Source organism: Actomonas spartinae (assembly GCF_051209155.1).
Classification (GTDB): Bacteria; Verrucomicrobiota; Verrucomicrobiia; order Opitutales; family Opitutaceae; genus Actomonas.
Map to the genome: position 1 here is coordinate 60,558 of NZ_JBPJGB010000001.1, position 26,634 is coordinate 87,191.

The 26,634-nt window shown below is 63.9% G+C and carries 28 protein-coding genes; 9 read left to right on the top strand and 19 right to left on the bottom strand.

Annotation, left to right across the window (positions count from 1 at the left end):
• Positions 1-44: 44 nt before the first annotated feature.
• A complete protein-coding gene (locus tag AC0MRV_RS00250; RefSeq protein WP_472762398.1) occupies positions 45-2,990 on the top strand; it encodes an RCC1-like domain-containing protein in 2,946 nt (981 codons plus the stop codon).
• A gap of 30 nt (positions 2,991-3,020) precedes the next feature.
• On the opposite strand, the gene AC0MRV_RS00255 is transcribed toward AC0MRV_RS00250, so the two are convergent.
• Genes AC0MRV_RS00255 through AC0MRV_RS00265 form a run of 3 tightly spaced genes read right to left on the bottom strand, consistent with a single transcriptional unit; the run spans position 3,021 to position 5,180 of the window.
• Positions 3,021-3,764: an anti-sigma factor domain-containing protein gene (locus tag AC0MRV_RS00255; RefSeq protein WP_472762399.1), complete on the bottom strand. Its 744-nt coding sequence runs from the start codon at positions 3,762-3,764 to the stop codon at positions 3,021-3,023.
• A complete protein-coding gene (locus AC0MRV_RS00260; protein ID WP_472762400.1) occupies positions 3,761-4,333 on the bottom strand; it encodes an RNA polymerase sigma factor in 573 nt (190 codons plus the stop codon). The genes AC0MRV_RS00255 and AC0MRV_RS00260 overlap by 4 nt, the downstream gene beginning before the upstream one ends.
• A 40-nt stretch (positions 4,334-4,373) precedes the next feature.
• Positions 4,374-5,180 (bottom strand): fasciclin domain-containing protein, encoded by an 807-nt coding sequence (locus AC0MRV_RS00265; protein ID WP_472762401.1) that lies wholly within the window; start codon positions 5,178-5,180, stop codon positions 4,374-4,376.
• Between the two features lie 280 nt (positions 5,181-5,460).
• Here AC0MRV_RS00265 and AC0MRV_RS00270 point away from each other — a divergent pair, with 280 nt between their 5' ends.
• The gene (locus AC0MRV_RS00270; RefSeq protein WP_472762402.1) at positions 5,461-6,690 is read left to right on the top strand and encodes a hypothetical protein; all 1,230 of its coding nucleotides are present in this window, start codon (positions 5,461-5,463) and stop codon (positions 6,688-6,690) included.
• A gap of 14 nt (positions 6,691-6,704) precedes the next feature.
• Here AC0MRV_RS00270 and AC0MRV_RS00275 read toward each other — a convergent pair whose 3' ends face one another.
• The 5 genes from AC0MRV_RS00275 to AC0MRV_RS00295 all read right to left on the bottom strand — a co-directional run bounded on the left by AC0MRV_RS00275 (position 6,705) and on the right by AC0MRV_RS00295 (position 12,127).
• Positions 6,705-8,333, bottom strand: coding sequence for an alpha/beta hydrolase-fold protein (locus AC0MRV_RS00275; protein WP_472762403.1), 1,629 nt, complete (start codon positions 8,331-8,333; stop codon positions 6,705-6,707).
• 69 nt (positions 8,334-8,402) lie between these two features.
• The gene (locus tag AC0MRV_RS00280) at positions 8,403-9,281 is read right to left on the bottom strand and encodes a hypothetical protein (RefSeq protein ID WP_472762404.1); all 879 of its coding nucleotides are present in this window, start codon (positions 9,279-9,281) and stop codon (positions 8,403-8,405) included.
• Between the two features lie 79 nt (positions 9,282-9,360).
• Positions 9,361-10,485, bottom strand: a complete 1,125-nt coding sequence (gene dnaN / locus AC0MRV_RS00285; protein ID WP_472762405.1) for a DNA polymerase III subunit beta — start codon at positions 10,483-10,485, stop codon at positions 9,361-9,363.
• A gap of 247 nt (positions 10,486-10,732) precedes the next feature.
• Positions 10,733-11,611, bottom strand: coding sequence for a CDP-diacylglycerol--serine O-phosphatidyltransferase (gene pssA / locus AC0MRV_RS00290; RefSeq protein WP_472762406.1), 879 nt, complete (start codon positions 11,609-11,611; stop codon positions 10,733-10,735).
• A 42-nt stretch (positions 11,612-11,653) separates the two neighbouring features.
• Complete coding sequence (locus tag AC0MRV_RS00295; protein ID WP_472762407.1) at positions 11,654-12,127, bottom strand: type II toxin-antitoxin system RelE family toxin; 474 nt, start codon at positions 12,125-12,127, stop codon at positions 11,654-11,656.
• On the opposite strand from AC0MRV_RS00295, the gene AC0MRV_RS00300 reads away from it, so the two are divergent.
• Positions 12,111-12,647 carry an EF-hand domain-containing protein gene (locus AC0MRV_RS00300; protein ID WP_472762408.1) on the top strand — a complete coding sequence of 179 codons (537 nt, stop codon included), beginning with the start codon at positions 12,111-12,113 and terminating at the stop codon, positions 12,645-12,647. The two genes, AC0MRV_RS00295 and AC0MRV_RS00300, sit on opposite strands and share 17 nt — an antisense overlap.
• A gap of 137 nt (positions 12,648-12,784) precedes the next feature.
• On the opposite strand, the gene AC0MRV_RS00305 is transcribed toward AC0MRV_RS00300, so the two are convergent.
• The 4 genes from AC0MRV_RS00305 to AC0MRV_RS00320 are packed head-to-tail and all read right to left on the bottom strand — an operon-like array spanning position 12,785 to position 14,722.
• Positions 12,785-13,378 carry a demethoxyubiquinone hydroxylase family protein gene (locus tag AC0MRV_RS00305; RefSeq protein WP_472762409.1) on the bottom strand — a complete coding sequence of 198 codons (594 nt, stop codon included), beginning with the start codon at positions 13,376-13,378 and terminating at the stop codon, positions 12,785-12,787.
• Positions 13,375-13,791, bottom strand: a complete 417-nt coding sequence (locus tag AC0MRV_RS00310) for a hypothetical protein (protein ID WP_472762410.1) — start codon at positions 13,789-13,791, stop codon at positions 13,375-13,377. The genes AC0MRV_RS00305 and AC0MRV_RS00310 overlap by 4 nt, the downstream gene beginning before the upstream one ends.
• A 10-nt stretch (positions 13,792-13,801) precedes the next feature.
• A complete protein-coding gene (locus AC0MRV_RS00315; protein WP_472762411.1) occupies positions 13,802-14,167 on the bottom strand; it encodes a hypothetical protein in 366 nt (121 codons plus the stop codon).
• Between the two features lie 48 nt (positions 14,168-14,215).
• Positions 14,216-14,722 carry a GbsR/MarR family transcriptional regulator gene (locus AC0MRV_RS00320; protein ID WP_472762412.1) on the bottom strand — a complete coding sequence of 169 codons (507 nt, stop codon included), beginning with the start codon at positions 14,720-14,722 and terminating at the stop codon, positions 14,216-14,218.
• Positions 14,723-14,847: 125 nt separating this feature from the next.
• On the opposite strand from AC0MRV_RS00320, the gene ilvA reads away from it, so the two are divergent.
• Complete coding sequence (gene ilvA, locus AC0MRV_RS00325) at positions 14,848-16,056, top strand: threonine ammonia-lyase (RefSeq protein WP_472762413.1); 1,209 nt, start codon at positions 14,848-14,850, stop codon at positions 16,054-16,056.
• Between the two features lie 70 nt (positions 16,057-16,126).
• On the opposite strand, the gene AC0MRV_RS00330 is transcribed toward ilvA, so the two are convergent.
• Complete coding sequence (locus tag AC0MRV_RS00330) at positions 16,127-17,437, bottom strand: MFS transporter (protein ID WP_472762414.1); 1,311 nt, start codon at positions 17,435-17,437, stop codon at positions 16,127-16,129.
• Positions 17,437-17,667: a putative signal transducing protein gene (locus tag AC0MRV_RS00335; RefSeq protein ID WP_472762415.1), complete on the bottom strand. Its 231-nt coding sequence runs from the start codon at positions 17,665-17,667 to the stop codon at positions 17,437-17,439. Before AC0MRV_RS00335 ends, AC0MRV_RS00330 begins: the two co-directional genes overlap by 1 nt.
• A 136-nt stretch (positions 17,668-17,803) precedes the next feature.
• Here AC0MRV_RS00335 and AC0MRV_RS00340 point away from each other — a divergent pair, with 136 nt between their 5' ends.
• On the top strand, positions 17,804-20,296 hold the full coding sequence (locus tag AC0MRV_RS00340; protein ID WP_472762416.1) for a SpoIIE family protein phosphatase: 2,493 nt from the start codon (positions 17,804-17,806) through the stop codon (positions 20,294-20,296).
• Positions 20,297-20,348: 52 nt separating this feature from the next.
• Here AC0MRV_RS00340 and AC0MRV_RS00345 read toward each other — a convergent pair whose 3' ends face one another.
• The gene (locus AC0MRV_RS00345; RefSeq protein ID WP_472762417.1) at positions 20,349-21,017 is read right to left on the bottom strand and encodes a DUF2959 family protein; all 669 of its coding nucleotides are present in this window, start codon (positions 21,015-21,017) and stop codon (positions 20,349-20,351) included.
• Between the two features lie 130 nt (positions 21,018-21,147).
• Here AC0MRV_RS00345 and AC0MRV_RS00350 point away from each other — a divergent pair, with 130 nt between their 5' ends.
• Positions 21,148-21,591, top strand: coding sequence for a DUF2721 domain-containing protein (locus AC0MRV_RS00350; RefSeq protein WP_472762418.1), 444 nt, complete (start codon positions 21,148-21,150; stop codon positions 21,589-21,591).
• 68 nt (positions 21,592-21,659) lie between these two features.
• Here the strand turns inward: AC0MRV_RS00350 and pdxH are convergent, their stop codons facing one another.
• Positions 21,660-22,241: a pyridoxamine 5'-phosphate oxidase gene (pdxH, locus tag AC0MRV_RS00355; RefSeq protein ID WP_472762419.1), complete on the bottom strand. Its 582-nt coding sequence runs from the start codon at positions 22,239-22,241 to the stop codon at positions 21,660-21,662.
• Positions 22,242-22,482: 241 nt separating this feature from the next.
• Between pdxH and AC0MRV_RS00360 the strand changes: the two genes are divergently transcribed.
• The 3 genes from AC0MRV_RS00360 to AC0MRV_RS00370 are packed head-to-tail and all read left to right on the top strand — an operon-like array spanning position 22,483 to position 23,902.
• Positions 22,483-22,923: a hypothetical protein gene (locus AC0MRV_RS00360; protein WP_472762420.1), complete on the top strand. Its 441-nt coding sequence runs from the start codon at positions 22,483-22,485 to the stop codon at positions 22,921-22,923.
• The gene (locus AC0MRV_RS00365; protein WP_472762421.1) at positions 22,916-23,275 is read left to right on the top strand and encodes a YkgJ family cysteine cluster protein; all 360 of its coding nucleotides are present in this window, start codon (positions 22,916-22,918) and stop codon (positions 23,273-23,275) included. Before AC0MRV_RS00360 ends, AC0MRV_RS00365 begins: the two co-directional genes overlap by 8 nt.
• A gap of 57 nt (positions 23,276-23,332) precedes the next feature.
• Complete coding sequence (locus AC0MRV_RS00370) at positions 23,333-23,902, top strand: lipid-binding SYLF domain-containing protein (protein ID WP_472762422.1); 570 nt, start codon at positions 23,333-23,335, stop codon at positions 23,900-23,902.
• Between the two features lie 16 nt (positions 23,903-23,918).
• Here the strand turns inward: AC0MRV_RS00370 and AC0MRV_RS00375 are convergent, their stop codons facing one another.
• From AC0MRV_RS00375 to AC0MRV_RS00385, 3 genes are all read right to left on the bottom strand, one after another.
• Positions 23,919-24,674, bottom strand: a complete 756-nt coding sequence (locus AC0MRV_RS00375; RefSeq protein WP_472762423.1) for a class I SAM-dependent methyltransferase — start codon at positions 24,672-24,674, stop codon at positions 23,919-23,921.
• Positions 24,675-24,968: 294 nt separating this feature from the next.
• On the bottom strand, positions 24,969-25,895 hold the full coding sequence (locus tag AC0MRV_RS00380; RefSeq protein ID WP_472762424.1) for a hypothetical protein: 927 nt from the start codon (positions 25,893-25,895) through the stop codon (positions 24,969-24,971).
• Positions 25,896-26,094: 199 nt separating this feature from the next.
• The gene (locus tag AC0MRV_RS00385; protein WP_472762425.1) at positions 26,095-26,427 is read right to left on the bottom strand and encodes a PadR family transcriptional regulator; all 333 of its coding nucleotides are present in this window, start codon (positions 26,425-26,427) and stop codon (positions 26,095-26,097) included.
• Positions 26,428-26,634 lie beyond the last annotated feature (207 nt).

The window sequence follows — 26,634 nt, forward strand, 5'->3', positions numbered from 1 at the left end:
GACTGGCGAGGATCCGCCGCAGCTGGCCGCTAATCCAATTGTTTATGACCTTGTTTCCCGGACAAAGTGTCCGCCGCTCGTTGTTTTGTCGCCAGTTGGTTTCCGTCATCGGCATGGTGGCCGGCCTGCTTTCCTCCTTTGGTCCGGTCAGGGCACAATCAGGGGTTTTGGTCGGGCATGGCGAAAACCAGCGTGGAGAACTAAACGCCCCCATCCCAACGCTGGTCACCACGCCACGCCTCCTCGCGTCCGGCATAAAACGCGTCCATACCACCGCCTGGGCTTCGTTCCTGTTGACCAATGACAACACCTTGTTGGCTTCCGGCTATAGCCCGGCTGGCAATTGGAACGGCGATACTTCGGCCTACGAAGCCTTCACTCCGATCGCCACCGAGGTGTCCGATTTCTCCGCCGTCTACAACATCGTGGTCATGGTGGATGGACTGGGTCGTGCGACCGGCTGGGGGCGAAATACGGTCGGCCAAGTCGGTCCGAATTTGCCTGACCCGGTCACCACGCGGGTTGAGATCAGCACCGAGGTGGCCAGCGTCGCTGCCGGGGACGTGAACACCCTGTGGGTCAAGACAGATGGCTCGCTCTGGGGCATGGGAGGAAATTTCGGCAACCCATTCGCACTACCGGACCGACCGGAGATCAGCGGGCCGGTGCAGTTCGCGAGTGGAGTCACCCAGGCGATCAACGGCGGCAACACGGCATTGTTCATCAAGTCCGACGGCTCACTTTGGGGGGCCGGCATTAACTACTGGGGACAGCTCGGCCTAGGTCATCGGGAGAATCAGGATGCGCCGGTCAAAGTCGCCGACAACGTGTTGAGCGCATCGTCAGCCGGGGGTCACACCATGTTCATCGACCAAACCGGCACGCTGTGGGGAATGGGGTTTTGTGAAAACGGCGAACTGGGTCCCAACGCCAGTCACCCTCAACTCACTCCGGTAGTTATCGCCTCAAACGTAGCCAGTGTCTCGACCGGCATCTACGGAACCCTCTTCGTCGATCGCAACGGAACGGCTTGGGGATATGGCCAGAACAATTCAGGTCAACTGGGGCTCGGCGACACGATCGACCGCGCGGTGCCGACTCCGATTATGGACGACGTCGAAGCCGTGAGTCTGAGCACCTACAATGGACTGATCCTCAAAAAGGACGGCACGGCGTGGGGCATGGGATTGGGCAGCACCGGCCAACTCGGTCCATCGACCACTGTCTTCTCCTACGAGCCGCAGCGATCAATCTCGCGGGTGCGTTCCATCTCGTCCGAAGCCTATACAACATTTTTTATCCGCGACGATCTCACCCTGTGGGCCGTTGGATCCAACGACCGCAATCTGCGCGGCCTGCCGGGAACCACCCCGTATTCCGACCACGCCAACTTGGTGGCCACCTCGGTGGTCAAAGTTTCCAACAGCAACAATCACGCAATGTTCATCAAGTCCGACGGCACGCTGTGGTTTCTCGGCAGTCGCGACAATGGACGTTGGGGCATTCCTTTCACGCCCTACCAATTGGAGCCGGAGCAAATCGCCACCGGCGCCATTGATGTCGCAGCGCGCGCCGGCAATTCCTACTACGTCGACTCTGATGGCATCCTATGGGGCTCCGGAGAGAACGCCCACTATCAGCTCGGCCAGGGACACACCAATCAGGTCCAACGCTTCACCCAAATCGCGACCGATGTTGCCCAAGTTGCCGCAGGGGAAATCCATACTCTGTTCATCAAAACGGACGGCAGTCTTTGGGGGATGGGACGCAGCGTCACGGGCGAACTCGGCACCGGCACCGGCACTGAAGCACCGACACCCGTATTCATTGCGCACAACGTAGCAGCCGCCGCCACCGGCCAATCGAATTCCTACTTCCTCACCAAGGACGGCAGACTGTGGGGGTTGGGCATCAATACCCAGCAGCAGCTCGGGGTTGGAGGCAGCGAGTTCCGCAACGATGTTCCGCGTCTGATTGCCACCGGTGTCAGAAAATTCGCCGCCGGAACCTACCACGTTGTCTGGATCGACCAAAATGGCGAACTCTGGGGCCGGGGCCGGGCGGCCTTCGGCGAACTCTCGCTTCCTCTCGCCGATTTCGTTGATGCCCCCCGACACCTGGCCAGTCAGGTGCTGACCGTCGCGGCCAGCCAAACGCGCACCCTCTACACCCAGGTCCCCGAGTCCTACCTCACCAACCTGTCCACGCGTGTCCGGATTCCGGATACAGGGGGCGGCCGTCTCTCCGCCGGCTTTGTCATCAGCGGCAACGAGCCGCTCACCGCGCTCATTCGTGCCGTCGGGCCCACCTTGGCCACGGTCGATGTCGAGGGCGCCATGCCCGATCCGTCGCTGCAGCTCTTCAACGCCAACGGTGACCTGATCGCCACCAACGAGGACTGGGGTGACTCCAATGGCGCCCAAATCGCGTCCGTCGCCGCCGAGTTGGGCGCTTTCGCGCTGCCGGCCGGCAGCGCCGATTCCGCCATGCTCGTCACCCTGCCGCCCGGCGGCTACTCCGCCGTGATCGATCGCGGCGACACTCCCGGCGGGGTGGTCTTGCTCGAGGTCTACAACCGCCACCCGCGCTCTTGGCGCTCGCGCCTCGTCAACCTCTCCGTGCGCACCCATGCCGGCAACGGCGACGACACGCTTACTGCCGGCTTCGTCGTTGAGGGCGAGCGCGACGCCCGTCTCCTTGTGCGGGCCGTCGGCCCGACCTTGGGCGACTACGGCGTGCCCGGCGTGCTAGCCGATCCGCAACTCGCCGTCCTGCGCGGCTCGACCACCCTCGCCACCAACGACGACTGGGCAGGCGACCCCGCAATCACCGCCGACGCCAACGACATCGGCGCCTTTGCCCTGCCCACCGAAAGCCGCGACGCCGCCGCCATCGTCGGCCTGCCGGCCGGTGTTTACTCCAGCCAGGTCCGCACCAAGTCCGACGCCACCGGCAACGCCATCATCGAAGTCTACTTGGTCGACAACTGATTCGAGCGACCTTGGTGGAAGGGGCCTAGCCTACCCGCGCTGTGCGATCGCGGCGACGGTTTCCTGGGCGGAGACGACCACGCCGCCTGGCTTTTCGACCGTGATCACAAAGGCCACCGGGCGATCGACGGGCAGTGCGGCGCGGATCGGCACGACAACCTCTCCGGCGTTTGCCGGGATGTCGAAGACACCGCCGTCCACCGGGCGCTCGTCGCGCTCGGGGTCGACGATCCACAATTGATACTGCGCCTGCGTCGGATCGTTGGCCGGCAAACCCGCGAAACGCATGTAGCCCTGCTGGCTGTCGTCGGACCACACCACGTCGCCACTCAATCCGCCGTAGTCGGCCAGGCCGGCGAAATCCAAACGCACGGCGTCGCTCGCTTCGAGCAGCGCGCTGCGGGCTTCCGCCGGCGAGGGGAGCGCTGGCTCGGGTTGCGTGCCTTGCACCATCAACAAAATCGCAAAACCAGCCGCCACCGCCCAGCCCAACGCCGCATTGCGCCAGAACGGGATGACCTCAGCCGGCGCCTCGGCCGCAAACGCCGCGGTGTCGGCCTCCAAACGCTGCCGCAGTCCAGCCGGGGGGGCTTCGACGGCCGGTGCGAGGGTGCTTTCAAGTCCGGCCACCAAGAGATCGAGGGTGCCATCGGGTTCGAAGCCGTGCTCGTCCACCAGTTGCTGCCACTCCATGAGTTCTTCCGGCGAAAGGTCGCCCAGGGCGCGGGCGGCGTCCAGCTCGGCAAATCGGTCTGCTCGTTCGCGGGGGTTCATGAGGTGGCGGGGTTGGAGGCTTGCGCGCCCAGGCGTTGGCGCAATTCGAGGAGGCCCCGGCGCAGGCGGGTTTTGACGGTGCCGAGGGGCTGGCCGGTGCGCTCGGCGATTTCGGGATGGCTCAAGCCGTCCGCGAAATGCAGCTGCAACAGCTCCCGGGTGACCGCGGGCAGCGTCGCCAGGGCGGAGTGAAGGTGTTCGGTATCCATCTTTTGGATGCGAGGGGGCGAGTCGACCATCAGGCGGTCGAGGTCGGGCGGCAAGGGCTCGGCGGTCGGTCGCCGCCCCTTGCGACGCAGCCAGTCGATGGCGCGGCGACGGGCAACGAGGCCGATGAAGGTGACGGCGGAGGCGCGCGCCGGGTCGAAGCGGCCGGCTTTTTGCCAGAGTTCGGTGAAGGCTTCCTGCACGACGTCCTCGGCTTCGGTATCGGGTTGCACGTAGCGCCGGATGATGGACCAGACGAGAGGGCTGAACCGGGCGATGCACTCATGCATCGCCCGGCCATCGCGCCGGGCCACGCGCGGCAAAATGTCAGCATCGGTGTCGTCTGCTCCCGGAGGGGCCATGTGAGCACTGAGACAGACTTGGGCCGCGTGACAACCGCCGTCAGCGCTTCGCCATCAGGTTTTGCGTCATCGCCGGCGCCATCACCGCATCGAGCGCGTGGCGCAGGGTCCAGGCGTTGGTCGTGGCGCTGCGGTGGCGGCCCACGGTGTGCATGGCGTCGCGCAGCGCCTGCCGCTGACCGCTGGAGAGCTCACTGTTCGGCAGGGTCAGCATCGCCTCGATCGCCATCGCGTAGACGGCTTCGCAGGCGCGGTGGTTGCCGTGGTTGTAGAGCGGGACCCCACGATCGATCGCCGCACGGGCGAGCTGTTGCACGGGGGCCGACGGAGCGGCATGGCTGGCGGAGAGCGACGGTGGCAGGAGCACCGTGTCGATCACGTGGATGATGCCGTTGGTGGCCATGATGTCGGTTTGGATGACCTTGGAGTCATTGAGAAACAAATCACCGCCACGGCGGGTGACGGCGAGCGTGCCGCCACTGAGCGTGTTGGCTTCGTCGAGGGTCACGGCAACCTTGGCGGGCACCTTGGCGGCGACCACGTGATAGGTGAGCACCTCGACGAGCTGGTCCTTGTTCTCGGGCTTGAGGAGGGACTCGACCGTGCCGGCCGGCAGCTTGGCAAAGGCGGCGTCGGTCGGCGCAAAGACCGTGAACGGGCCGTCGCCCTTGAGGGCGTTAACCAGATCGGCGGCGCCGAGCGCGGCGGCCAGGGTTTTGAACTGGCCGGCGGCGACCGCCGTGTCGACGAGGTCGGCCTTGGCCATCGGTTTGGCGTGGTGGTCGGCGGAAACAACGGAAACGGAGCTGATCAGGGCCCCGGCGAGGAGCATTGATTTCATCTTCATGGGAGGATCGGTTTGGTTTTGGTTCCCGGCTTGGCGGCGACGTGCCGCAAGTTCCGTTGCCATGGCTTTCGCCCTCGCCAACGAAACGGATTCAATTTCCGTCAGCTTTTGCTCCCATTCCCGTCGCCCACCCTGCTTCACGGAAACTCAGGATGCGATTTGCACCCCACGACAGAGTGGGAACACTCTCCTTCCGTTGCCATCCAATGGCAACGAGACTGGCTCGACTGCGCGTCCTGCCGTCTGCTTACCCCATCGACTCAACCACACCATCTGCTTCATGTCCCAAACCGTGATTCACCGTTTGCGACGACAAGGTATCACCGTCGCGACCGCCATTTGGCTCATTTGCCTCGTCGCTGCCCCCTTGGCGGCGCAACCCAAACCGCGGGTCGTCACCTCCAAGGCCGCCCCGGAACGCACCCATCAGTTGTTCGTGGGCGTCGACCTGTTCGTGCCCAACGGCTTGGAAATGATGCAGGTCCGCAACATCGAGGGTCGCACCGCCCTCGTCGCCTCCGAAGCCGGCCAACTTGAGGAGATCGAGCGCACATCGGGCTTCCGCTGGAAACTCGTCCCCAAGGTCAGCAACCAGGACGCGGCGATTGCCGATCTCGAATACGAGACCACCTACTCCCCGGCCAGCGATCCCTACAAACAGTGGGTGGGCCGCCAGACCAACATCATGAACTACCAGCAGGATCAGGCCATGATGACCGAGCTGCGGGCGGTCGGCGCTTCCTCGGTGGTGATGGCTCCCAGCCCGGACGGCGACGGCATGGTGGTCGCCAACGATCAGGACGTGCGACCGGAGTTGATGAACGCCCTGCAATCCGGCCTCAGCGAGCAGGCCATGCTCACCGACATGACCAGCCCGGATACCGCCTCCAAGGAAATCCACAACCGCGGGGAATCGCAGGGGCACGACGCCGTGGAGCTACGCTTCAGCGTCTCCGCGCCGAGCACCATGTCGCACGCCTACTGCGTCGCCCTCGCCCGAGTCCGCCTGCCCAACGGCACGATCGACGATGTGAACTTCTACAAACCCATCGGCGAAATCGGCCCGCGCCCGCGCAAGATCACCATGTTGCAGACCGGGATTCCGCCAGACTCCGAGATCCTCGAGGTGAAGCTTCATCTCTTCAACTCCGGCAAGGAGCTCGCCACCAACCTCTCCGAAAAGCGCTTCGAACTCACGGAAGAAGAAGCCCGCCAATACCTCTTGCTCGACCACACCGCCAACCACCGCGGTGAAACCCTGCCGGCCTGCGCCGTTTGGGAGCTCGCTCCACCCGAGCTCAAAGCCGCCCCGAGCTCCGCGCCACTCGACCAACCGATTCTGGTAAAGATCGACGCGCAGGGACAGTTCGTCGGCTTCGCCTCAGACGACCAAATCGTCTCCGCCGCTCAGCGGGACATCATCAAAAATCTGGTTTACCTGCCCGCGCTCGAAGACGGCCAGGCCATCGAGTCCACCGTCGCCGTCAACCTGGCCGACTACTTCCGCTGAGCCGACACGGGGCTTCAGCGGATCATCTGCCGCAGGCCCTTGTGATAACCCTCGATTTTGGCCTGCGCATAGCCCCGTCCGTCCAAGGTCGTGGTCTGCAAGGTGAGGTTGGCGTAGTTGCGTGACCGCAACCGCGCCACGAAGTCGGCCAAGGGCTGCCGTATTTCGCTCAACGACTCGTCGCCGCCGCTGTAGATCATCACGCGGGCGCTCAGATCGCCGCCGCGGGCCGCCCGGGTCGCTTCGAGTTGCCACAAGGGCCTGTCCGCAGCGCCGACATCCGGTGAGACCAAGAGATACCGGTCAAAGCTCGGTTCCTCGCTCAACAGGTCGGCGAGAGCCCACGCCGCCGCCTTTTCGCTGGCCACAATCATGCGGTAACCGGCCGGGCTGTTCAGCGGGCCCTCGACCTGGGGAATCACCTCGTCGCGCACCCAAGCCCGCGTATCGGCGGCGCCGCCCCCGGTTTCGAGGTCGAAGGCCTGCTCCCGCCACTGCATCAGCACACGATTGCTGGGCGCTTCCCAGTCCAAGCCCGCCCGCAGAATCGAGCTCGAGGTCTCGTAGTCGTAGAGCAAGGACCCGAAGTGCCCGTCGACCGCGCGAAAGTCGCCCCACTGTCCATCCATCACGTAAATCACCCCGGCCGCATAGGTGGAACGCGCCGGCGCCACCGGGTCGTTGAGCACCAAGCGCCGCCGGGCACCCGTGCGTGCATCGGTGCTGCGCCAAACCTGGTCCACCCACCAGTCCACCTTTGGCTCGGAGGGCGTCCAGTTGCGAGGCGCCGGGTCACCACGTTTCAGCGGCACCAGCTGCGCTTGCACCACCTGCGGCAAACCTTCCAGGTAAGCCATCTCTGCCACCGCCCCGTGGCGTTCGCTGGGCTCAAAGTCCAACCCCAGATCCAACCCGGGCAGATTGAGGCCCTGCAGCGCGTTGTAAAAGTCCTGAGCACCGATGCGTTGGGTGTAATTCTCCGATGCTCCGGTGATGATGCGGACTTTGATCCCGCGTTGCGCACTCGCCCCGCTCCATTGCTGCGCACGCTGCACCATCACCTCGTTGTCGAACCACATCGAGGGACTCGAGAGCACGTAACCCGTGAAAAGCCCCCCATCATTGAGCAGGGCATAACCTGTGAATAATCCGCCGTAAGAGGAGCCCATGAGGATGCGTTCACCCCGCCGACAGGCGTAACGCGTCTCCATCAGCGGAACGATCTCGTTGGCCACCGTTTGCAGAAACAGATTGGCCTCACCGCTTTCGCCCTGTCCCAAGGCGGGCGTCGGCGTGTAGTCGCGCTGGCGCAGTTGGCCGTAGTTGGGGTCGGCGCCACCGTAGGTGATGCCGCACACGATCATCGGCGCGAGCCGGCCGTCGTATTCGAGCGCCCGGGTGATCGCCCAAACCCGGAAAAAGTCCCATTGCGCGTCGAGCTGATACACGACGGTGTAATCCTGCCGCGTCGGGTCGTAATACCGGGGCAAACCGACCCGCAACTGATAGCGTCGGCCGGTGTAGCGGGAGACAAATTCGTGTTGCTGCGTCTCCGGCAGCGGCAGGTTCTCCGCCCCCTGTGCCGACAAGACGCCGAACAGCGTCAGAACCAGCGGCAGACAACGCGAACCAAAGCGGGGCATGCAGCACCAACCCCGGCGCCGCCAAACAACCCGTCAAATCACGCTGCGGCTCGACCCCCGGGGGTTCGCTCACTCATACCGCGAGCTGCGGCCGAAGTAGTTGAGAAACCACGCTTCCTTCCACACGCGGTAACGGGCCTCGACCGTCATCTTGCCGTGCTCCTCGCGCTCGTGATGCGGAAACAGGAAGCCGAGCTCGGTGTTCACCTGCTCCATGGCGTGCTGCTGGGCGTTGAGGTCGGCCAGGGGTTCGGTTTCCCACTCCACCAACGGATCCTTCTCCGTCATCAGGCGGACGCGGTGGCGCTTCACCAGCGAAGCGATCGAGCGCCGCCACGGGCTGCGGTCGACCAGCCAGTTCTCCGGATAAAACCCGGCAAAGGGCAGGAAGAGGTTGTCGGTCACGTAGCGGTAGCCGCTGCTGGTGATCGAAATGAGGCTGGCGCACATCACGATGTTGCCGCCCGGCTGGGGCAGGAAGAGCACCTGCACCCGCAACTTGTCCGATGAGTCCTGATAAACCGACATTCGCAGCGCAAAACCCGGCGCGAGCTCGGCCTTGAGCGACTGGACGGCGTGAAAACCCTCTTTGCGCAGCCAATCGCGGACTTTCAGCAGGCGGGGTTGGGTAGGCCACTCCTCGCCGCTGGAATTCACGCGAAAGCGCGGGAAAAGTGGAATCGGGCTGAGGCTCAGCGCCTTGATCTCCAGCCAGCGATAAATCGTCTCGATGAGGAAGTAAACCAGCAGGCAGGTCACCGCCAGGACCCAATAGGGTCGTTGGCTGAGGCCGAGGTCGACGAAGATCTTGGCCAGACCGAAGCCAAAGATCAGCCACCGCAGCCAGCGATTGAAGATTGCCAGCAAGGGTGAGAAGCGGCGCTGGTTGATCTGAAACAGGACCAGCGACACCACCATGGCGGTGACGACGGGATAAGTGGGATCCATGAAGCAGGGTTGGAGACAAGAAGGGCCGGACGCTGGAACGCCCGGCCCGTAAAAGTGGAAGTTGGCGTGTGGCTGAGACTTAGCTCAGACGCACTGGCATGATGACGCAGATGAAGCTCTCGAGCGTCTTGAACACGCCGGGGCTCACCTCGTCCTTCACTTCAAAGAACACTTCGTCCTTTTGCAGGGCCTTGAGCGGATCGAGCAGGAACTGCGGGTTGAAGGCGACCTGCAGGTCCGGACCACTGTAATCGATCGCCATCGACTCGTGGGCCTCACCGAAGTCGGGGCTCTGCGCGGTGATTTCGAGCAGGTTGGAGGACATCTTGAGCTTCACCGAGTTGCTCTTCTCCGAGCAGACGAGGGCGGCGCGGTGGATGCATTGCTGGAGCAGCTCGCGCTCAAGCTTGATGCGCTGGTGCGTCTCCTTGGGAATAACCTGTTGGTAATTGGGATAATTGCCCTCCACGACCTTGGAATAGAGGTAGATGGAGTCGATGAGGCCGGAGCTGTCCTTGTCGGTCTGGATCTGGAACGCGGCGCGGCGCTCGTTGAACGAGACCTTCAGCTTGGCGCCCTTGTCGAGCATGCGCTGGAGCTCGGAGACGGTCTTGGCCGGCAGGATGATCGCGCCGGACGCGTCCTCGGGCACTTCCATCTCCTTGGAGGTGAGGGCGAGGCGGCGGCCATCGGTGGCGACGAGCGAGAGTTTGCCGTCGCGGAAATTGAAATACACGCCGTTGAGGATGTAGCGCGTCTCGTCGCTCGACTGGGCGTAGGCCACGCTCTTGAGCATCGAGGTGAGCTCGCTCTGCTCGAGGGTGAAGGTCCGGTCGTCGCCGAACTCCGGCAGCGGGGGGAACTCGTCCTTGCCGATGCCCATGATGCGGAAGGTGGACCCGCCCGAGGTGAGCTTCACCTGGTGATTGGCGGTGGCGTCGAAACTCACATCCTGGTTGGGCAGCTCGCGGACGATGGTGGCGAGACGCTTAACCGGGAGGGTGACCGCGCCGCCTTCCTTCACATCGGCCTTGATCTTACAACGGATGCCCAGATCGAGGTTGGTCGTGGTGAGCGTGATGTGGTTCCCCTCGGCCTCGATCAGCACGTTGCTGAGGATGGGCATCGTGGCCTTGGAGCCGACGACGTTGAGAACCTGGGCGAGTCCGTTGCTGAAGTGGTCGCGGTTGATCTTGAGTTTCATGACGAGGGGCGGGGTTTCACGGGGCGTGAAACGCGAAAGTTAACAAAGCCCAAAAGATACCTGATTCAATAAGTAATTGGAGTCGTCTTATTATGGGCCGGAAAAACGGCAATAACCCGGTCCGGAGCCGCCCGTTCTCCTCTGAAAACCGGGGCCGGCGCGAGCTGTGAACAAGTCTCGAGAAACTGCGAACAAACGGCCGGTTTTTCCCAAGGCGAAAGTTGTTGGTCGGCGACCCCCAACTTATTCACGCGCTTTCCCCAGTCGGTTCAGCGGGCTTGGTGGTGCCGCGTTCGCGCCAAGCCCGGAAGAGGCCGAAGAAGATGTAGCCGAGCATCACCAGCAGCATGCCGACCTCCTTGAATGCCATGATCGCGCCGGCCGCGCACACCACGAGCACGAGGGAAACCAGGGGCGTCTTGGTCTGCATATCGATCTGCTTGCCGCTCGGGTAACGGATGGTGCTCACCATCAGGACGGCGATCAGCAACAGCAGCGGTGGCAGGGCGAGCGCCCAATACTGCAGTTCGCGGTCGTGCTTCGCCAGGTTCAGGAGAAACAACACCAAGGCCGCCACCGTGCCAGCGGCTGCGGGCACGGGCAGCCCGATGAAGTCCTTCGTGCCCGATTTCCTGGTTTTGATGATCAGCGGATGGGTGATCACGTTGAAGCGGGCGAGGCGGATCGCCGCGCACAGCAAATAAACGAACCCGAAGAACCACCCGATCTTCTGAAAAATTGGATAACCCTGCGTCGGCGACAGGATGAGGAAGAACATCATCAACGCCGGTGTGAGACCAAAGGAGATCACGTCGGCCAATGAATCGAACTCGCCGCCAAACAAGGACTCCTTGCCGCCCATGCGCGCCAGGCGCCCATCAAGCACATCAAACGCCATCGCGCCGAAGATCAGCCACACCGCCTCGGCAAACAGGTCACTTGCGTCGGGCGTGATCACGGCCGACCCCCGCATCAGGTAGTGCGCCTGGATGCACTTGATGCACGCGACAAAACCACAGAACAGGTTGCCCGCCGTCATCAGGTTCGGCAGGAAATAGATGCGGCTCGCATTCTCCGGGGAGAACGGATCCTCGCGCTCCGGCGACGGTGGCGTTTCGGGCGTCATGAAAAAGGGGGGGCGGGAACGGGCAAACCGGGGCGGGGGGCCTCAGCGCTTGGTGATCGATTCGAGGTATTTCCAGAACTTCGAGTGTTGCTCGACGAGCTGCTGTTCCGACACGGGTAACTTGTTGCGCAGCAGGAAATCCTCCAGCGAGTGTTCGTGCAGGATGTAAAGCACGTGGAGGGTCTCTTCTTCGCGGACCTCGAAGTAAAACCGCAGTTCACCACTGCGCAAACGATACAGGTCACGGCCACCGCGCGCGAATTTGCCGAGCGGCTCGCGCGGTCGCTCGAGGTCAATGGCACGCAGCGAACTCAGCGGCTCGATCGCGGTGAGCTGCGTGAGTTTATCGAGCTTGTTCAGCTCCTGCATGGCCTGCTCGGCAAAGGTGACTTGAAACATCGGCGCGCGAAAAGGTTGGGCACCGAATCCGGAAATGTAACCCGGCGCACTGGCGGTCGTCTTGTCCCAGCAACCAGCGAAGCTCAATCCCTTAAAAATCATGAATCGCAAACTCATCGCTTCCCTCCTCGTTGCCGCCACCACCTTCAGCGGCTCCCTGCTGCTCGCTCAATCCGACGATACCGCCGCCCCGACTCCGCCTCCCGGCCGTGGTCCGGGTGGCCAACCGCCGCCTCGGGTGCTCGAACGCTTCGACCTCGACGGTGACGGTCAACTCAACGCCGATGAACGCGCCGCTGCGCACACCGCCATGATGGAACGCCGCCAAAACGGGGAACGCTTCGGCCGCGGTCCCGATGGTGAACGCGGTCAGCGCATGCGCGAACGCCTCGATACGGACGGTGATGGCCAGATCAGCGCCGCGGAGCGCGCCGCCGCCGAAGCCCGCCTGCGCGCCGAATTACCCAACCGCCCGCGTCTGATGGCCCGCGTCGACACCGACGGAGACGGCCAGGTGAGCGACGCCGAGTGGTCCGCCGCCCGCCAACGCCTCATCGCCCGCCACGCTGCCGGTCCGGGCCAGGGCCGCGGCCCCGACGGCGAACGCCCGCGTTGGAAACAAAACCAGCAGCCCTAAGGCGCCGCCTAGTTTCATTGTCCAAATCACCGGCCGCGAACGTCTCCCGTTCGCGGCTTTTTTGTCGACCCATGGTCGACGCGGTCGGAGACCGCCCGCGTGTTTACCTGCCCCAGTCCCGGAACGCTCGACTCTTCCTACTCCGTTCGCTGGCAAATGCTGTGAGCGTTCCCCGCCGCCGGCGGCGCCGACAGGTCGACGTCGTTGGCCGACTTCGACTTTCCCCAGGCGAAGAGGCGTTCGAACCACGGCAGCCACGGCTCGTTTGCGATGAGTTCGAGGAAATACACTTCGTGCCCCTTCTCCTTCATCCCCATTTCGTGGAGCACCTCGTCGTAGTCGTTGATGCCGAGCGCGTGAAAATGCCGAATCATCACAAAGTATTCACACACGTTGCCGCTCTCGAGTTTGCCCGCGAAGAAGTAGGGCATGAAGCGACCGATCACGGAGCAACTCCAACCAATCAGCGTGCCGATGACCGTATAGCTGATCTCGAGCCGCCACGATGGCTTGATCCCGTGGCGGGCCATGATCTTCCCCACCTCACGCCGGTGCGCCCACTCGTCGGCTTCGATCCGCTTGATCCGGGCCACCTCGGTCGCGTCCCGCAGCGAACGGGCGTGGCCGATGTAGGCGAGCGAAGCGGCCTTCTCGGCCGAGTAGGCCTTGCGTAGCGATTTTTCCAATACGGTGTGGTTGAGCGGACTGCCGCTCGCGATCACGGTTTTCATACGGTTTCCTTTCGCGGCAAGGGCCTGCGGGCCAGGACCGCCCGCATCGAGAGTCCTGCCAAAGCGCCGACCAGCGTCGGCATCACAAACATGGCGGGTGGGGGAAACGCTTGGCCTATCGCCATAATGACGGCAAAGGACAGCGGGCCGATGATTGCCCAGCTGCACTCCATCCAAACCCGATGGGTGAGGGCGCGCCGACCGAAGCCTGACAGGGTCAGTGGCAACACCGAGATGAACCATGCCGGCAGCGCAAAGCACGCCGTGACAAGAGCGACGTAAGCCGCGAGACTGATAAGGTCGAACCAAGCCGCGCCACGTTCCGTGGTTCCCAAGACGATTGCGAAACCGAGTGCGAAAAGCGCGATGCCGCCGACCATCGCTAACAACGTGCGCCACCACAGGTGTTTCATCGGTCGATCCTCAAGCTTTGGCGGCCTCGCTGCGCTTCGCCTTGCGACGCATTTTGTCGAAGTTGAAGAGGTTGAAGAAGTGCATCGCGCCCAGCACCAGCATCGCGAGACCGACCTTGGTGCTTACGTAGAGGATCACGTCCGGCATCGTGGCGGGGGGCGTGCCGCTGCGGAGGGCGAGGGTGACGAAGCCGAGGTTCACCAGATAAAAGCCCACCACGAGCAGGTGGTTGACTGCGTCGGCCATGTCGGTGCGACCGTGGAAGGCCTCGATCAAAAACACGCGGCCATTGGCGTGCAGCGTGCGTGCGACCCAGACCGTGAGGCCGATCGCCAGAATCAGATAGAGCAGGTAGCCGAGGATGGTTGTATTCATATTATTTCGGTAATTCAGAAAGTTTTGAAATTTAGAATTAAAAACAACTCATTCAATGAGTCGGAAAATCGTGTCTCCCAGCTGAGCCAACTTCTTCATCTTCTGGGCGGAGAGCTGGGAAGTGCGTCGGCCCCAGGAAGCGGAGAGGGTCAAAAACTCCTGCATTGCGACCAAACGTTGATGACGCTCGGGGTTCGCTGCGGCTTCATTGGCCGCGCTCTCTTCGACGCAGGCATCGAGTAGTTTCACCGTCGGGTCGATTTCGCGCCGCTGGCGCTCTATCATGATGATTTTGAACAATTCCCAGACGTCATAGTGGGTCTCGTAGAAATCGCGGCGGTCACCGGTGCGGTGCACCGTGCGAATGAGTCCCCAAGCCTGCAGCTCCTTCAGGCTCATGCTCACATTCGACCGGGCAATCTCCAGGTGGGTCACGATCTCGTCCGCCGGCAGGGGCTCGCCCGCGAGGTAGAGCAGGGCATGCACCTGGGCGACCGAGCGACTGATGCCCCACTTCGTGCCCATTTCGCCCCAGTGGAGGATGAAGGTGCGCATGACCGGTGTGATTTCCATATTTTCAGTAATTTTTGAAATTAAAGACGGGTGTCAACCCTGCATTTTGGTCCGCCAAGTGGCGGAAATTCAGTTTCCCGCGTCGGTGCTTCGCCCATGCTGCCACCATGTCTGTCACGCTCGCTGCCATTCGAAGCGCTGCGCGCCGCATCGCCGGCGGAATTCAGGTCACACCCTGTCCGGAATCGATTCCGCTGTCTGAACTCACTGGCGCGCGTGTCTTCTGCAAACTCGACAACCTGCAACGCACCGGCTCGTTCAAAGAGCGCGGCGCCCGCAACGCCTTGTTGCGGCTTTCCCCGGCGCAGCGTCAACGCGGCGTCGTGGCGGCCTCGGCGGGCAACCATGCGCTCGGGCTCGCCTACCATGGCCAACTGCTCGGCATCCCGGTCACCGTCGTGATGCCCGACTATGCGCCGCTCATCAAAGTCGCGACCTGCGAAAACCTCGGCGCCCGCGTGGTCGTGCAGGGGACGGATTTTGCCGCGGCCCGCGCCGTGGCGGATGACTACGTGGCACGCGAGGGCTTGGCCTATGTCCACGGCTTCGACGATCCCGACATCATCGCGGGGCAGGGCACCATGGCCCTTGAAATCCTGCGCCAGGTGCCCGACGTCGACGCCATCGTGGCGCCTGTCGGCGGAGCCGGACTCATCGCTGGACTCGCTGTCGCCGCCAAGGCGCTCAAGCCGGACGTTCAGGTGATCGGTGTGGAGTCCAAGGCCACTGCGAGCTTTTCCGCCGCGCTTAAGAAAGGCGGTCCCGTGACGATCCCGCGCCGCTCCACGCTGGCCGATGGCTTGGCCGTGCTGCGGGTCGGCGCCAACGCCTTCGAGCTCGCCCGACCACTGCTCGATCGCGTGGTCGCCGTATCCGAAGAATGGATCGCGCTCGCCATCCTGCGTTACTTGGAGCGCGAAAAAATCGTCGTGGAAGGCGCCGCTGCCGCGCCACTCGGCGCCATGCTCGCCGGTCAGCTGCCCGAGTTGCGCGGCAAGCGGGTCGTGCTCGCGGTGTGCGGGGGCAACATCGATCCAACCACGCTTTCGCGGGTCATCGAACGCGGTCTGGTGACCGATGGCCGCCTCGGTCGGCTCACGGTCACCATCAGCGATCGTCCGGGCGGCCTCGCCGCCCTCACGCGGGTGATCGCCGAAGCCGGCGCGAGTGTGCGCGACATTGCCCATGATCGCGCTTTCAGCGGCGCCGATGTGAGCGCGGTGCAGGCGGTGTGCACGGTGGAGACGCGCGACGCCGCCCATTTGCGCGCGCTCCGGCGCGCCTTGAACAAGGCCGGTTTTCCGGTCGCAATGTGAACAGGGGTAGGGCGGGACCGCTGGGCCCGCCGTGACTGCGCGGTCGGCCCGGCGGTCCGACCCTACCTTTTCACTTCCGCCCGAAGCCGTCCTTGATTTGGCCCTTGGCCCAGGCCACGGCTGCCAGCGACGGCACCGCGCAAATCAGCACCCACAGGAAAAACTGCGGGTAGTCCAAGGCCTCCTGAATCTTGCCGGCAAACATCCCGGGCAACATCACGCCCAGCGCCATGAATCCCGTGCAAAGCGCGTAGTGCGCGGTTTTGTGCGGACCGTCCGCCACCATCATCATGAAGACCAGGTAGGCGGTGAATCCGAGGCCGTAACCGAGCTGTTCGAGCACGAGCCCGCCCGCGATCAGCCAGGCGCTTTCCGGCTGATGCACCGCCATGACCCAAAACACCGCGTTGGGCACGTGCAGCGCCGCGACCAATGGCCACAGCATGCGGCGCAGCCCATAGCGCGACACCAGCCAGCCGCCGATGAGCCCGCCCACCGTGAGTGCGATCACGCCCCACGTGCCGTAGTAGACGCCGATCTGCTCGTTGCTCAGCCCGAGTCCGCCCACCGCTCGTTCATCGAGCAGGAAGGGTGTCACCAGCTTCAACAGCTGCGCCTCGGCGAAGCGATAGAGCAGCAGAAAACTCAGGATCGGCGTGATGCCTGGCTTGGTGAAAAAGGTCGCCATGACGCGCCACCATTCCGTCAGCACATCCCGCTTGGACTCCGCGCTCTCCGTCGCGACAGGGGCGCCGTCACCGACCGGTCGCGGCAGGCGACGTTGGTGATAAAGCGCGGCCATCAAAAACACGACGCCGAGCACGCCAAACACCATCATCCAAGCCCGCGCATAATCGCCGGTCGTGCCATACCAGTGGCCGGCGAGGTAAACCAAACCGCCTTGGCCGCTGATCATCGCCAGACGATACGCGGTGCTGCGCACGCCGACGAAGGCGGCTTGTCGCGGTTTGTCCAAGGCCAGCATGTAGAAGCCGTCGGCCGCGATGTCATGCGTCGCCGACGCAAAAGCCATCAGCCAAAATACCAGCAGCGTGGCCTGAAAATAGAACGGTGCCGGCACGCTGAGCGCGACGAGGCCGAAACTCACCGCCATCACCCATTGCAGGATGGTGGTCCACCAGCGCTTGGTGCGCCACAGGTCCACAACCGGTGACCAAAGCGGTTTGATCACCCAGGGCAGGTTGAGCCAACTCGTGTAGAACGCGATGTCGGCATTCGAGACCCCGAGGTTTTTGTAGAGCGTGATCGAGAGCAGGTTGACCGCGACGTAGGGCAGACCCTGCGCGAAATAGAGCGTGGGCACCCAGGCCCACGGCGAGCGCGACGCCGGTGCGGCGGCGGAGTCCGGTGCGGTCGACATCAGGCTTCCGGATCGAGCGGCGGCGGCTCACCGCGGCTCAAGGTGGCCAGCACTTCCCGCGCGGTCGCGGCGTCCTCGTCGGCGACCTGCACCTTTACCCCGCCGGAGGCCCACAGGTAGGGCGGGGCGATCTCGGCGGTTTGCTCGTTGGGGATCACCGCCTCGATGCCGTGTCCCTCCAATACCGACCGAATCATCTGCGCCTCCGCGATTTCTGCACATGCTGCCACGGTTGTCATACCTTGCACTGTGATCGCTTTGCCCCCGAACACGAGTCCCGGCGCAGGAAAGTTCTAACGGTTCTATGTCTTCGTGGATCGTTCCGACTCGCCCCGCTCGCGCCGGGGTGCAACATCGCTCTTCCCGATGACTTCTCTGGCCGAATCGTTTGGTGACTTGCCCCTGACGGAGAGCGAACTGTTCGCGTGGATCCTTTCCGCGGCTGACACCCATTCCATCATGGCGGTGACCGACGCCGACGGGATCATCCTGCACGTCAACGAGCAGTTCTGCCGGGTGTCCGGCTACACCCGCGAGGAGCTCATCGGCCAGCCCCATCGCATCATCAAATCCGGTTACCACCCGCCGGATTTTTTCGCGAATCTCTGGCAGACCATCAACGCCGGCAAACCGTGGCGCGGCACCATCTGCAACCGGGCCAAAGACGGCAACCACTACTGGGTCTCGAGCACCATCATGCCGCTGCTGGGCGACGATGGGAAACCCCGCTTCCACCTCGCCCTGCGCACCGATGTCACGCGCCTGAAAGAGACCGAAGCCAAACTGCGCTCCCAACAGGCCGAACTCATCGATCAGGTCGAGCTCCTCCGCGCCACCCAGAGCCAGCTCACCGCCTTCTACGATCACGCCCCCATCGGCATCTCGTGGCGCGAGTTCAACGCCGATGGCCAGCCGGCCATCAACCACGTCAACGCGACCTTCTGTAAAATCATCCGGCTCACGCCCGAGCAGGCAGCGGACGTCAACAACGTCTACGCCATCACCCACCCGGACGACCTCGCCAAACAACACGCTCTCACCCAGCAGCTCTACGACGGCGAGATCGACCAGTTCACCCTCGAAAAGCGCTACTTCGTGCCGCTCTCACCGGAGGAACTTGCCGCCCTCTCGGCGGATAATCCGGACGGATCAAGCGACTTTGACGCCCACGGCAACGAGGCCCTGCCGCGCGAGATCGTCGGCGACCTCCAGACCCGCACCAAGACCGTATGGTGTCAGCTCACCCTCGTCGTGCTGCGCGATGCGAGCGGTCGCGTGACGCACCACTTCGGCATGTTGGCCGACATCACCAAACAGCGCACCGCCACGCAGATCCTGCAGAGCCGCGAATCGCGTTGGCGCACCTACCTGGAGACCGCGAGTGAGATCCTCTACGCCATCACGCCGGAGGGTTTCATCAAGTTCGTCTCGTCCGCCTGGACCACCAAGCTCGGCCACACCAAAAAGGACGGCGAAGGCAAACGCTTCGTCGACTACCTCCACCCCGATCACGTGGAGGCTTGGACGGAGTTTTTCGAGAACACGCTGCGCAACGGCGCCAGCAGCGCCTCGATCGAATACCGCATCCGCCACGCCGATGGTCGCTGGATCTGGCACGCCATGAGTTCGGCGGTTTACTCCGACCGCCATGGCCGCACCGCCTTTCTGGGCGTGGGCCGCGACATCACCCTGCGGCTCGAGGCGCAGAACCAGCTGCGCGAAGCCCTCGCTCGCCGCGAGGAAATGGAACGCATCGTCAACCGCTCCCCGTCCGTCGTCGTGCTCTGGCGCGCCGCCGAAAACTGGCCGGTCGAGTTCGTCTCCCAAAGCGTCTCCCAATACGGCTACACTCCGGAATATTTCACCCAGGCCAACCAGGGTTTCATCGCCATCACCCACCCGGATGACTCGGAGCGCGTGACCGCCGAAGTGGAGGCCCACGCCAAATCCGGTCACGACGAATACAATCAGGAATACCGCATCGTGTGCGCCGATGGCGGCGTGCGCTGGGTGGCCGACCACACCGTCGTGCGCCGTGATGCCGACGGCACCGTCACGCACCACGAAGGCCTCATCACCGACATCACCGAACGCAAGGAAGCCGAGGAGCGTGAACGTGAGTTGCGCGAACGCGACCTGCGCACCGCCGCGGCCATCCAGACCCACCTGCGCCCGCGTGAGTTTCCCGACATCTCCGACGTCGAGATCGAAGCCCTCTCGCACCCGTCACTCCACATCGGGGGCGACTACTACGATGTCGTGAAGGTCGACGACCGTCGCTGGGGTTTCGTCATTGCCGACGTCTCCGGCAAGGGCGCCGCCGCCGCCCTCGTCATGACCGAGTGCCGCGCCACCATGCGCCTCTGCGCCGAGGGCGAACCGAGCCCCGCCGCCGCCCTCAAGCGCGTCAACCGCCACCTCCAGCCCGACATGCGCCCCGGCATGTTCGTCGCCCTGTTCTACGGTATTCTGGATTTGGATACAAAGGTCCTGCGCTTCTGCCGCGCCGGTCATGAGCCGCCGATTCTCGTGCGCGCCTCCGGCGAGATGAAGCTGTTGCCCGGCGAAGGTCTCGCCATCGGTCTCGATGACGGTCCGCTCTTCGACGAAATGTTGGAAGAACACCAAGTGCAGCTCGGTGCCGGCGACGTGCTCGCGCTCTACACCGACGGCATCACCGAGGTTTGCAGCCCGGAGGGAGACGAGTTCGGCCGCGACCGCCTCGCTCAGACCCTGGAACGCAACATCGACCACCCGTTGGCCGAAATCGTGCGCACCGTCGACCGCTACACCCGCAACTTCTGCGTGCACGCCCCCCGCCACGACGACACGACCCTCCTGCTCGTCCGGCCGGTGTAAGCCCGGCGTCGGGCCGGACTGAGGTGCCCGCGAGCGTGAGCGAGCGGTCCGCTCAGGTCTCCCAGCTCGCCAGAAACGCCTCCGCCTCCGCGATCGACGTCTCCATGTCGGCGATCAAGGCCTCCACGTCGTCCTGCAGTTCGCGCGCCGTCGTGTCCAATCCGGCGACGGCCTGGGCATTCAGGTTGTGCTTCAGGAACAACACCTGATCGCGCAGCGTCGCGAGCACCGGGTCCATCCGGTCCGCCGCCCGTTGCATCAACAGCACCAAGCGGTCGTAGCGGCGCTGAGTCTCGCGCAACTGGCGCTCGCTGCGCTGCCGCAGCGACTGGCTCGTGTATTGGTTGAGTTCCTCCTGCCACTCGTCGAACAGAGCTTCGGCGACGCTGCGCACACTCTTGATGCGGCTATGCACGCGATCGGCGCGATCCTCGCTCTCCTCCAGCGCGTCGGCCAGACGATCGTAGTGTTCTTTGAGCGAACCGCCGGTGTCGCCGGTCAACTCCATCAACTGCTCCAGCGCGGTCGCAAATTGTTCCTTGGCCTCTTCCTGCGCCTCCTGCGTTTCCTCCACTCGGTCGGCCAGTAGCTCGCGTTTGGCGACCCCAACCTTTTCCAGCGCCCCGTAATACACGGAAGCACAGCCCGAAAAGAGCATCAGGGTGAGCCCGGCCCACGGCAGGAGCCGGAGCGAACGAAAGCCAGCGGAGGACGGTGTCATGACAAGGCCAAGGGTGCGCTTCGCCGCCCGCGTCGCAAGCCCGGGGCAGAATTCGCCGCGGCCGCCATTTCAGTCGGGACGAATCCTGCTGCGCTTGTTTCACTGCCCGCCCAACGCACCCTCCGTCTTCATGCCGTCCCTCCCGTTCAAAGACCTCCTGCCTGTTCTGCAAATGGCCATCGGCCCCGTGATCCTCATCTCAGGCGTCGGCCTGCTGATGCTCACCATCACCAATCGCCTGGGCCGCGCGGTCGACCGTGCCCGGCACCTCGCTCGCGAACAGGTCGCGACCACCAACAACGCGCTCTCCAGCAAGCTGCACCTGCAGATCTCCATCCTCAACCGCCGGGCCGGCATCCTGCGCGCCTCCTGCTTCATGCTCGGCATCACCGTGCTGTCTGCCGCCCTGCTCATCCTGCTCCTCTTTCTCGCCGAGCTGCTGCAGTTTGAGGCCGGTCTGCTCGTGATCATCATCTTTTGCGCCGGCCAGCTCGCCCTCATCGGTGCCGTCATCGCCTTCCTGCGCGACCTCAACCTCTCCCTCCAGGCCCTCCGCCTCGACATCAACAAATAGGGACCCGCAGCCCGGTGCACCGCGGTCTCCGGACGCGGTGTTTGGGCGACGGGGACCGTGTCACCATTTCACGGATACAGTCGCTCCGCCCGCCAACCGCCGCCGCCGGCCAACTCGCGTCGATAGCGCACGCGGTCGTGCAGGCGGAACTCGCCCGCCGACCACAGTTCGACCCAGTCGGGCACCACCCGAAACCCGCTCCAATGCGGCGGCCGCGGCACCTTGAGCGGGTGTTTCAACGCCACCGCCGCCACGGCTTTCAGCAAGGTGGCCTGACTGTCGAGCGGTCGCGACTGCTGCGAGGCCCAGGCCCCCAGTTTGCTCTTGTGCGCCCGGCTCGCGAAGTAGGCATCGGCCTCCTCCGCGCTCACCGGCTCAACCTGACCGTGGACGCGCACCTGCTTCTCCAGCGCCGCCCAGTGAAAGCACAGTTCGGCGCGGCCGTCGGCGGCCAGTTGCCGGCCCTTGTCGCTCTCGAGATTGGTGTAGAACACGAAGCCGCGTTCATCGGCGTGTTTGAGCAGCACCATCCGCACCGCGGGGGCGCCGTGCTCGTCGACCGTGGCCAAGGCCATTGCCGTCGGCTCCCGCACCTGCGCCACCCGCGCCTCCTCCAACCACGTTTGAAATATGGCTACCGGATCAACCATCCGCGCAGCATATCACCCCCGTGCGTCCCGCCACCCCGCATCCCTTGCCCAAAACCCCGCGCCCGCTCCCTCCGCTCGTGCCGTGCTTGTGCCCCGCTCATGCTGCGCCACTCGCGCGGAAATAATTTGTCACCTAATAGGTGACAAATTTGCCGACACCCAGAGCTACCGGGGCGAAAAGAGGCCGAGAAAGTGTCACCTATTGGGTGACAAATTTACCGAGGGTGGCAGGCTTTGGGGTATGAGTGCTCACTTGTCTTCTGGTGGTTCGTTGCACTCCAGCGCTTGGATGCTGGATGCCGTGGCTGACTTGGTGTGGATGTCGGTGGAGAAGGCAGCGGAGGCTGCGCGCACGCGCCAAGCTATGCGCGATCGGCGCACCGGCATCGGTCGGGTGCTGCACCCGGGACCGGATACGCCGTTGTGGAATACCTTCGTGGACCGTATCCAGCCGCATTTGACGAAGTGGGGCACCAAGGCCGTGCTGGCGCGGGAGCTCGATGTGCCGCGGCAGCGGATTCACGACTACTTCGTCGCCCGCACGCGCATTCCCGACGGCGAGCGCATGCTGCGGGTGCTCACGTGGCTGATCCAGCAGGAGACGGCGGCCGGCGAACTCGCGCGGCGTGGGGCGCAGCGGGCTAAGTCCCGAGCCTCCGGCGGTGCCGAAACCCATGAATGACAAAGCCGCGTCCTTTTCGCCGCCAGCCTGTCTTGAGTGCGGTGCCTGTTGTTTTGGCGGTGAGGCCTACGTGCGGGTGACGGGCGCGGACTGGTCGCGGTTGGGCGTTGAGGTCGAGCATTGGGCCGAGTTTCGCGACCACCGCGCCTTCATGCGCATGGTGGATGGTCACTGTGCCGCGTTGGTGATCGAGCCGGCCGACACCCGCACCGGCACCGTCGCGCGCTTCGTTTGCGCGATCTACGCACAGCGCCCGCAAACTTGCCGCGACCTCGATCGCGGGTCGCCAAATTGCGAGGCGGAGTGGGTGCGCAAACGGGCCTTGGCGGAGCGTTGCGGGGCCGCAATTTGAGGCGAATTTTACCCGCGAGGATTTGAGCTCGGCGCGCTTTGCCATTTGCTTGCGCGTATGAAACCGTTCCTCCGACTCTCCGCCGTGGCCGCGCTCGCGGCGTGTTTTTTCGCCAATTTCGCCGCGGCCAAGCCGACGATCGAGGAACAGCGCGATGAGGTGCGCGAGATGCGCGACGAAGTGCTCGCCGAACTCTACAAGGCGAAGCCGGAAACCAAGGCCCGCATCCGCAAGGCCGAGGGCTATGCGGTGTTTTCCAATGTCGGCCTCAACGTCATCTTCGCCTCCTTCGCCGGCGGCAAAGGCATCGTCGTCGATGACGACGGTCGTGAGACGTTCATGAAAATGGGATCGGCCGGCCTCGGTCTGGGTCTTGGCGTGAAGGACTTCCGCGCGGTCTTCATTTTCTACAAAAAGAAGCCGCTGCGCGATTTCATCGAGAAAGGCTGGGACTTCTCTGCTCAAGCCGACGCGGCCGCCAAGTCCGACGACAAGGGCGGTCAGGCCGCGATGGCCGGCAACATCGCCGAGGGCGTCGAGGTTTATCAATTCACCAAGAATGGCCTCGCGCTGCAGGCGACCTTGCAGGGCACCAAGTATTGGGTCGACGCGGCGCTCAACGATTGAGCCCCGATCGCGCGCGTCAGGTTCGCCGTGCCACCACCAGCCAGTTCCACGGATGCGGTGAGCCGAGCCACTCGGGCGGATCGGCGAACTCGACTTCCCAGCCGTAGAGCAACTTCTCGACCGACTCGACCTGCAGGCTGCGGTCCTGCAATTGCACGATGATTTCCTCGCGCAGGTAGTGTTTGGTTTTAACGCCTTCGATGCCGCGCACGCCGTGCTCGAGTTGGGGCACGTTGCCGTCGCGGGCGAGGCTATGGCGAATGGCGTCATCGGCCTCCAGCCCGGCGCGCACGTGCCAGTCGAGTCGGCGAAAGTTGGTGTAGAGGGCTGACTCGTGGGACGGCAACACGAGCACCAGGGTGCCGCCGGCGGCCACTAAACGAGTGATGTTTTCCCACAGTCCTTCGCGCTTTTCGAGGTCGGCCGAGAGAATGACATTCACACACAACACGAAGTCGGCCGGCGCAAAGGGCGCGGCGCCCGTGCTCGTGAGATCGAAGCGATGAAAGTGCACGTGGCTCTGCTCGCCGCAGTTGACCTTCGCATGCTCGAGCAAGGATTCGGACAAGTCACAGGCGTGCACCTCGCCGAACTTCTGCGCGAGCAGCGGCGTGATCTGACCGGGTCCGCAACCGAGGTCGGCGGCGGTCTTGTGGGCCGAACCGTGTCGGGCGATCAGCTGGGCCAACAAGCCGTCCCGATCGTGGCGCAACACGCTGAAAATCTGCTCGTCGTAGCTGCCCGCGAGGTCTTCCCAATACGCCCGATTCATGCGGCGGGGGTGGGAGTGAGCAAACGAGGGTGGAACACGTCTGCCACCTTGCGCCCGCGGACCTGATCAGAGCAAGGGTCGATGTGTGATTTGAGGTGCAGTGGCTACGTGGCGGAAGGGCAGGGAGTTTTTTCAACCACGGATGAACACGGATGGCTTCGCCTACCGGCTACGCACTGTCGGGCCGGGGGACACAGATGTGAGTGTCAGCGAGCCCGCGGCCTGCCGTGCGCGTGGATGCCAGAGCCTGGTCTGCGAGTCTACTCTTGCTGCGGTTTCTCGCGATTCCTCGACTTAGCGCTCGGGGCGTGGCGTAAGTTCGATGCTGAAACTGCGGAATGAACGCCCGGTGCGGCGTAGCAGGGGACTGAGTTGTTCGATCTCGATGAACCCCTCGTGACCCCCGAAGAAGAGTTGGGTGTTGTAGCCTTGGTCGGGCTGGCCGACCACCCGAGCACCGGCGATCTCGCCGCGGCGCATGGTGAGGCTGACCCCGTTGCGGCGGACCACGATGGGCCGGTCGGTGAAACCGAACTTCTCCGGTTCATCCGCAACGAAGGTGAACGCGCGTGCCGCAAAATCGCGGGCGGGACCGACGTGCGCCGGCGGTTCAAACTCGGTGCGGAGCTCGGGTCGGAAGTAACTCGGCAACTGCACGTAGCCCCGTGGAGCCTCGGCAGTCGGCTCGACTTCCACTTCGATGGTCGCGTCGGGCGGGATCTGCACGATCTGCACGATCTGCACGTCGCGCCGGGACGTTCCGGTGGCGGCAACAAAACAGAGCAAGGTGTCATCCCGCCACTGGTAACCACGACTGAGGTCGGGCCAGTCGCCGGCGGCGGTCGGAGGTGGCGTGAGCACGAGCGCGTTGCCTTGGTTCATCAACTTCGGTTTGGCGGCCGATTTCTCCCAAGCGGCGGGTGGCGGCCAAAAGGCGGGCCATTGGGTCTGGGGTCCCAGCCAGGCGCGATGGCCGCTCCAGCCGAGGCGGTCGTCTTTGCTGCTGGTGGCAAAAATGAGGTTGTCCGCCGGCGCGGCAGTGGCCCCCAGGTGCACCAAACGACCGCGTTCGAGCGATACGATGGCGACCCATTGACCGCTGGCGGATCTGGCGCTCACCGCCCGTTCGCCCTGCCAGGTGGTGGGTTTCCACGCCGTGGCTCCGACCGGGAGGCAGATCAGGGTGAGCAAACCGAATAACCGCAATAGTCGGGACGTCATGGGCACGACCTTGTCGGCCGGTGGGCTCCGGGGCGAGTCCCGCGTGAATCCGTTGCCACTTTGTTCCCCCGCTCGCCGGGCAGGCCGCGGCTGCCGTGGTGATGCTGAACCAAGGCTGCGCGATCTGTCGCCAACTTGCTGATACAGGTAACCTCCGCGGTGCGACCGGCTTCGGTTGGCCAACTCCCGCAGGGCAGACTCAGGCGCTTTCGATGAGCAGATTGAGGTCGGACGAGAAGGCGCGCCATTGGGCGATCTCTGCGGCGAGACGTTCGCGGCCGGCGGACGTGAGACCGTAGTATTTCGCGCGGCGCCCGTTTTCGGTCATGCGCCACTCCGGGCGAATCAATCCCTCGTCGCCCAGACGCGTGAGGGCGGGGTAGAGTGAACCTTGTTTGAGGCTGAGCACGTGGCTTTCGAGCCGCTCGACGCGTTGCTGGATGCCCCAGGCGTGACGGTCCTCGGTGCGCAGGGAGCTGAGGATAAGCAGGTCGACCGTGCCTTGCAGGAGGCTGTTCTTCTTCTTTCCCATGATTCTCTCGATGGTTGAGAGAAACAATGGCCTTATCTCTTGATGGTCGAGGGTAAAACCCGGGGCGTTGCCGGGGCGGAGCGAAGAATCTGACGCTTCGGGCCTGCATATCGGGCGGATCTCCTTGCTCGGGTTCTGCTCGTGGTTACCGCTTTCGGTCCCCCTCAACCCCGATCGACCGGCGCGCCCGCGCGGTCCTCCTTGCCC

Coding starts and splice junctions, on each gene's coding strand:
- AC0MRV_RS00250 (WP_472762398.1), top strand. CDS start 45: ATGACCTTGTTTCCCGGACAAAGTGTCCGCCGCTCGTTGTTTTGTCGC.
- AC0MRV_RS00255 (WP_472762399.1), bottom strand. CDS start 3,764: ATGAACCCCCGCGAACGAGCAGACCGATTTGCCGAGCTGGACGCCGCC.
- AC0MRV_RS00260 (WP_472762400.1), bottom strand. CDS start 4,333: ATGGCCCCTCCGGGAGCAGACGACACCGATGCTGACATTTTGCCGCGC.
- AC0MRV_RS00265 (WP_472762401.1), bottom strand. CDS start 5,180: ATGAAGATGAAATCAATGCTCCTCGCCGGGGCCCTGATCAGCTCCGTT.
- AC0MRV_RS00270 (WP_472762402.1), top strand. CDS start 5,461: ATGTCCCAAACCGTGATTCACCGTTTGCGACGACAAGGTATCACCGTC.
- AC0MRV_RS00275 (WP_472762403.1), bottom strand. CDS start 8,333: ATGCCCCGCTTTGGTTCGCGTTGTCTGCCGCTGGTTCTGACGCTGTTC.
- AC0MRV_RS00280 (WP_472762404.1), bottom strand. CDS start 9,281: ATGGATCCCACTTATCCCGTCGTCACCGCCATGGTGGTGTCGCTGGTC.
- dnaN (WP_472762405.1), bottom strand. CDS start 10,485: ATGAAACTCAAGATCAACCGCGACCACTTCAGCAACGGACTCGCCCAG.
- pssA (WP_472762406.1), bottom strand. CDS start 11,611: ATGACGCCCGAAACGCCACCGTCGCCGGAGCGCGAGGATCCGTTCTCC.
- AC0MRV_RS00300 (WP_472762408.1), top strand. CDS start 12,111: ATGAATCGCAAACTCATCGCTTCCCTCCTCGTTGCCGCCACCACCTTC.
- AC0MRV_RS00295 (WP_472762407.1), bottom strand. CDS start 12,127: ATGAGTTTGCGATTCATGATTTTTAAGGGATTGAGCTTCGCTGGTTGC.
- AC0MRV_RS00305 (WP_472762409.1), bottom strand. CDS start 13,378: ATGAAAACCGTGATCGCGAGCGGCAGTCCGCTCAACCACACCGTATTG.
- AC0MRV_RS00310 (WP_472762410.1), bottom strand. CDS start 13,791: ATGAAACACCTGTGGTGGCGCACGTTGTTAGCGATGGTCGGCGGCATC.
- AC0MRV_RS00315 (WP_472762411.1), bottom strand. CDS start 14,167: ATGAATACAACCATCCTCGGCTACCTGCTCTATCTGATTCTGGCGATC.
- AC0MRV_RS00320 (WP_472762412.1), bottom strand. CDS start 14,722: ATGCGCACCTTCATCCTCCACTGGGGCGAAATGGGCACGAAGTGGGGC.
- ilvA (WP_472762413.1), top strand. CDS start 14,848: ATGTCTGTCACGCTCGCTGCCATTCGAAGCGCTGCGCGCCGCATCGCC.
- AC0MRV_RS00330 (WP_472762414.1), bottom strand. CDS start 17,437: ATGTCGACCGCACCGGACTCCGCCGCCGCACCGGCGTCGCGCTCGCCG.
- AC0MRV_RS00340 (WP_472762416.1), top strand. CDS start 17,804: ATGACTTCTCTGGCCGAATCGTTTGGTGACTTGCCCCTGACGGAGAGC.
- AC0MRV_RS00345 (WP_472762417.1), bottom strand. CDS start 21,017: ATGACACCGTCCTCCGCTGGCTTTCGTTCGCTCCGGCTCCTGCCGTGG.
- AC0MRV_RS00350 (WP_472762418.1), top strand. CDS start 21,148: ATGCCGTCCCTCCCGTTCAAAGACCTCCTGCCTGTTCTGCAAATGGCC.
- pdxH (WP_472762419.1), bottom strand. CDS start 22,241: ATGGTTGATCCGGTAGCCATATTTCAAACGTGGTTGGAGGAGGCGCGG.
- AC0MRV_RS00360 (WP_472762420.1), top strand. CDS start 22,483: ATGAGTGCTCACTTGTCTTCTGGTGGTTCGTTGCACTCCAGCGCTTGG.
- AC0MRV_RS00365 (WP_472762421.1), top strand. CDS start 22,916: ATGAATGACAAAGCCGCGTCCTTTTCGCCGCCAGCCTGTCTTGAGTGC.
- AC0MRV_RS00370 (WP_472762422.1), top strand. CDS start 23,333: ATGAAACCGTTCCTCCGACTCTCCGCCGTGGCCGCGCTCGCGGCGTGT.
- AC0MRV_RS00375 (WP_472762423.1), bottom strand. CDS start 24,674: ATGAATCGGGCGTATTGGGAAGACCTCGCGGGCAGCTACGACGAGCAG.
- AC0MRV_RS00380 (WP_472762424.1), bottom strand. CDS start 25,895: ATGACGTCCCGACTATTGCGGTTATTCGGTTTGCTCACCCTGATCTGC.
- AC0MRV_RS00385 (WP_472762425.1), bottom strand. CDS start 26,427: ATGGGAAAGAAGAAGAACAGCCTCCTGCAAGGCACGGTCGACCTGCTT.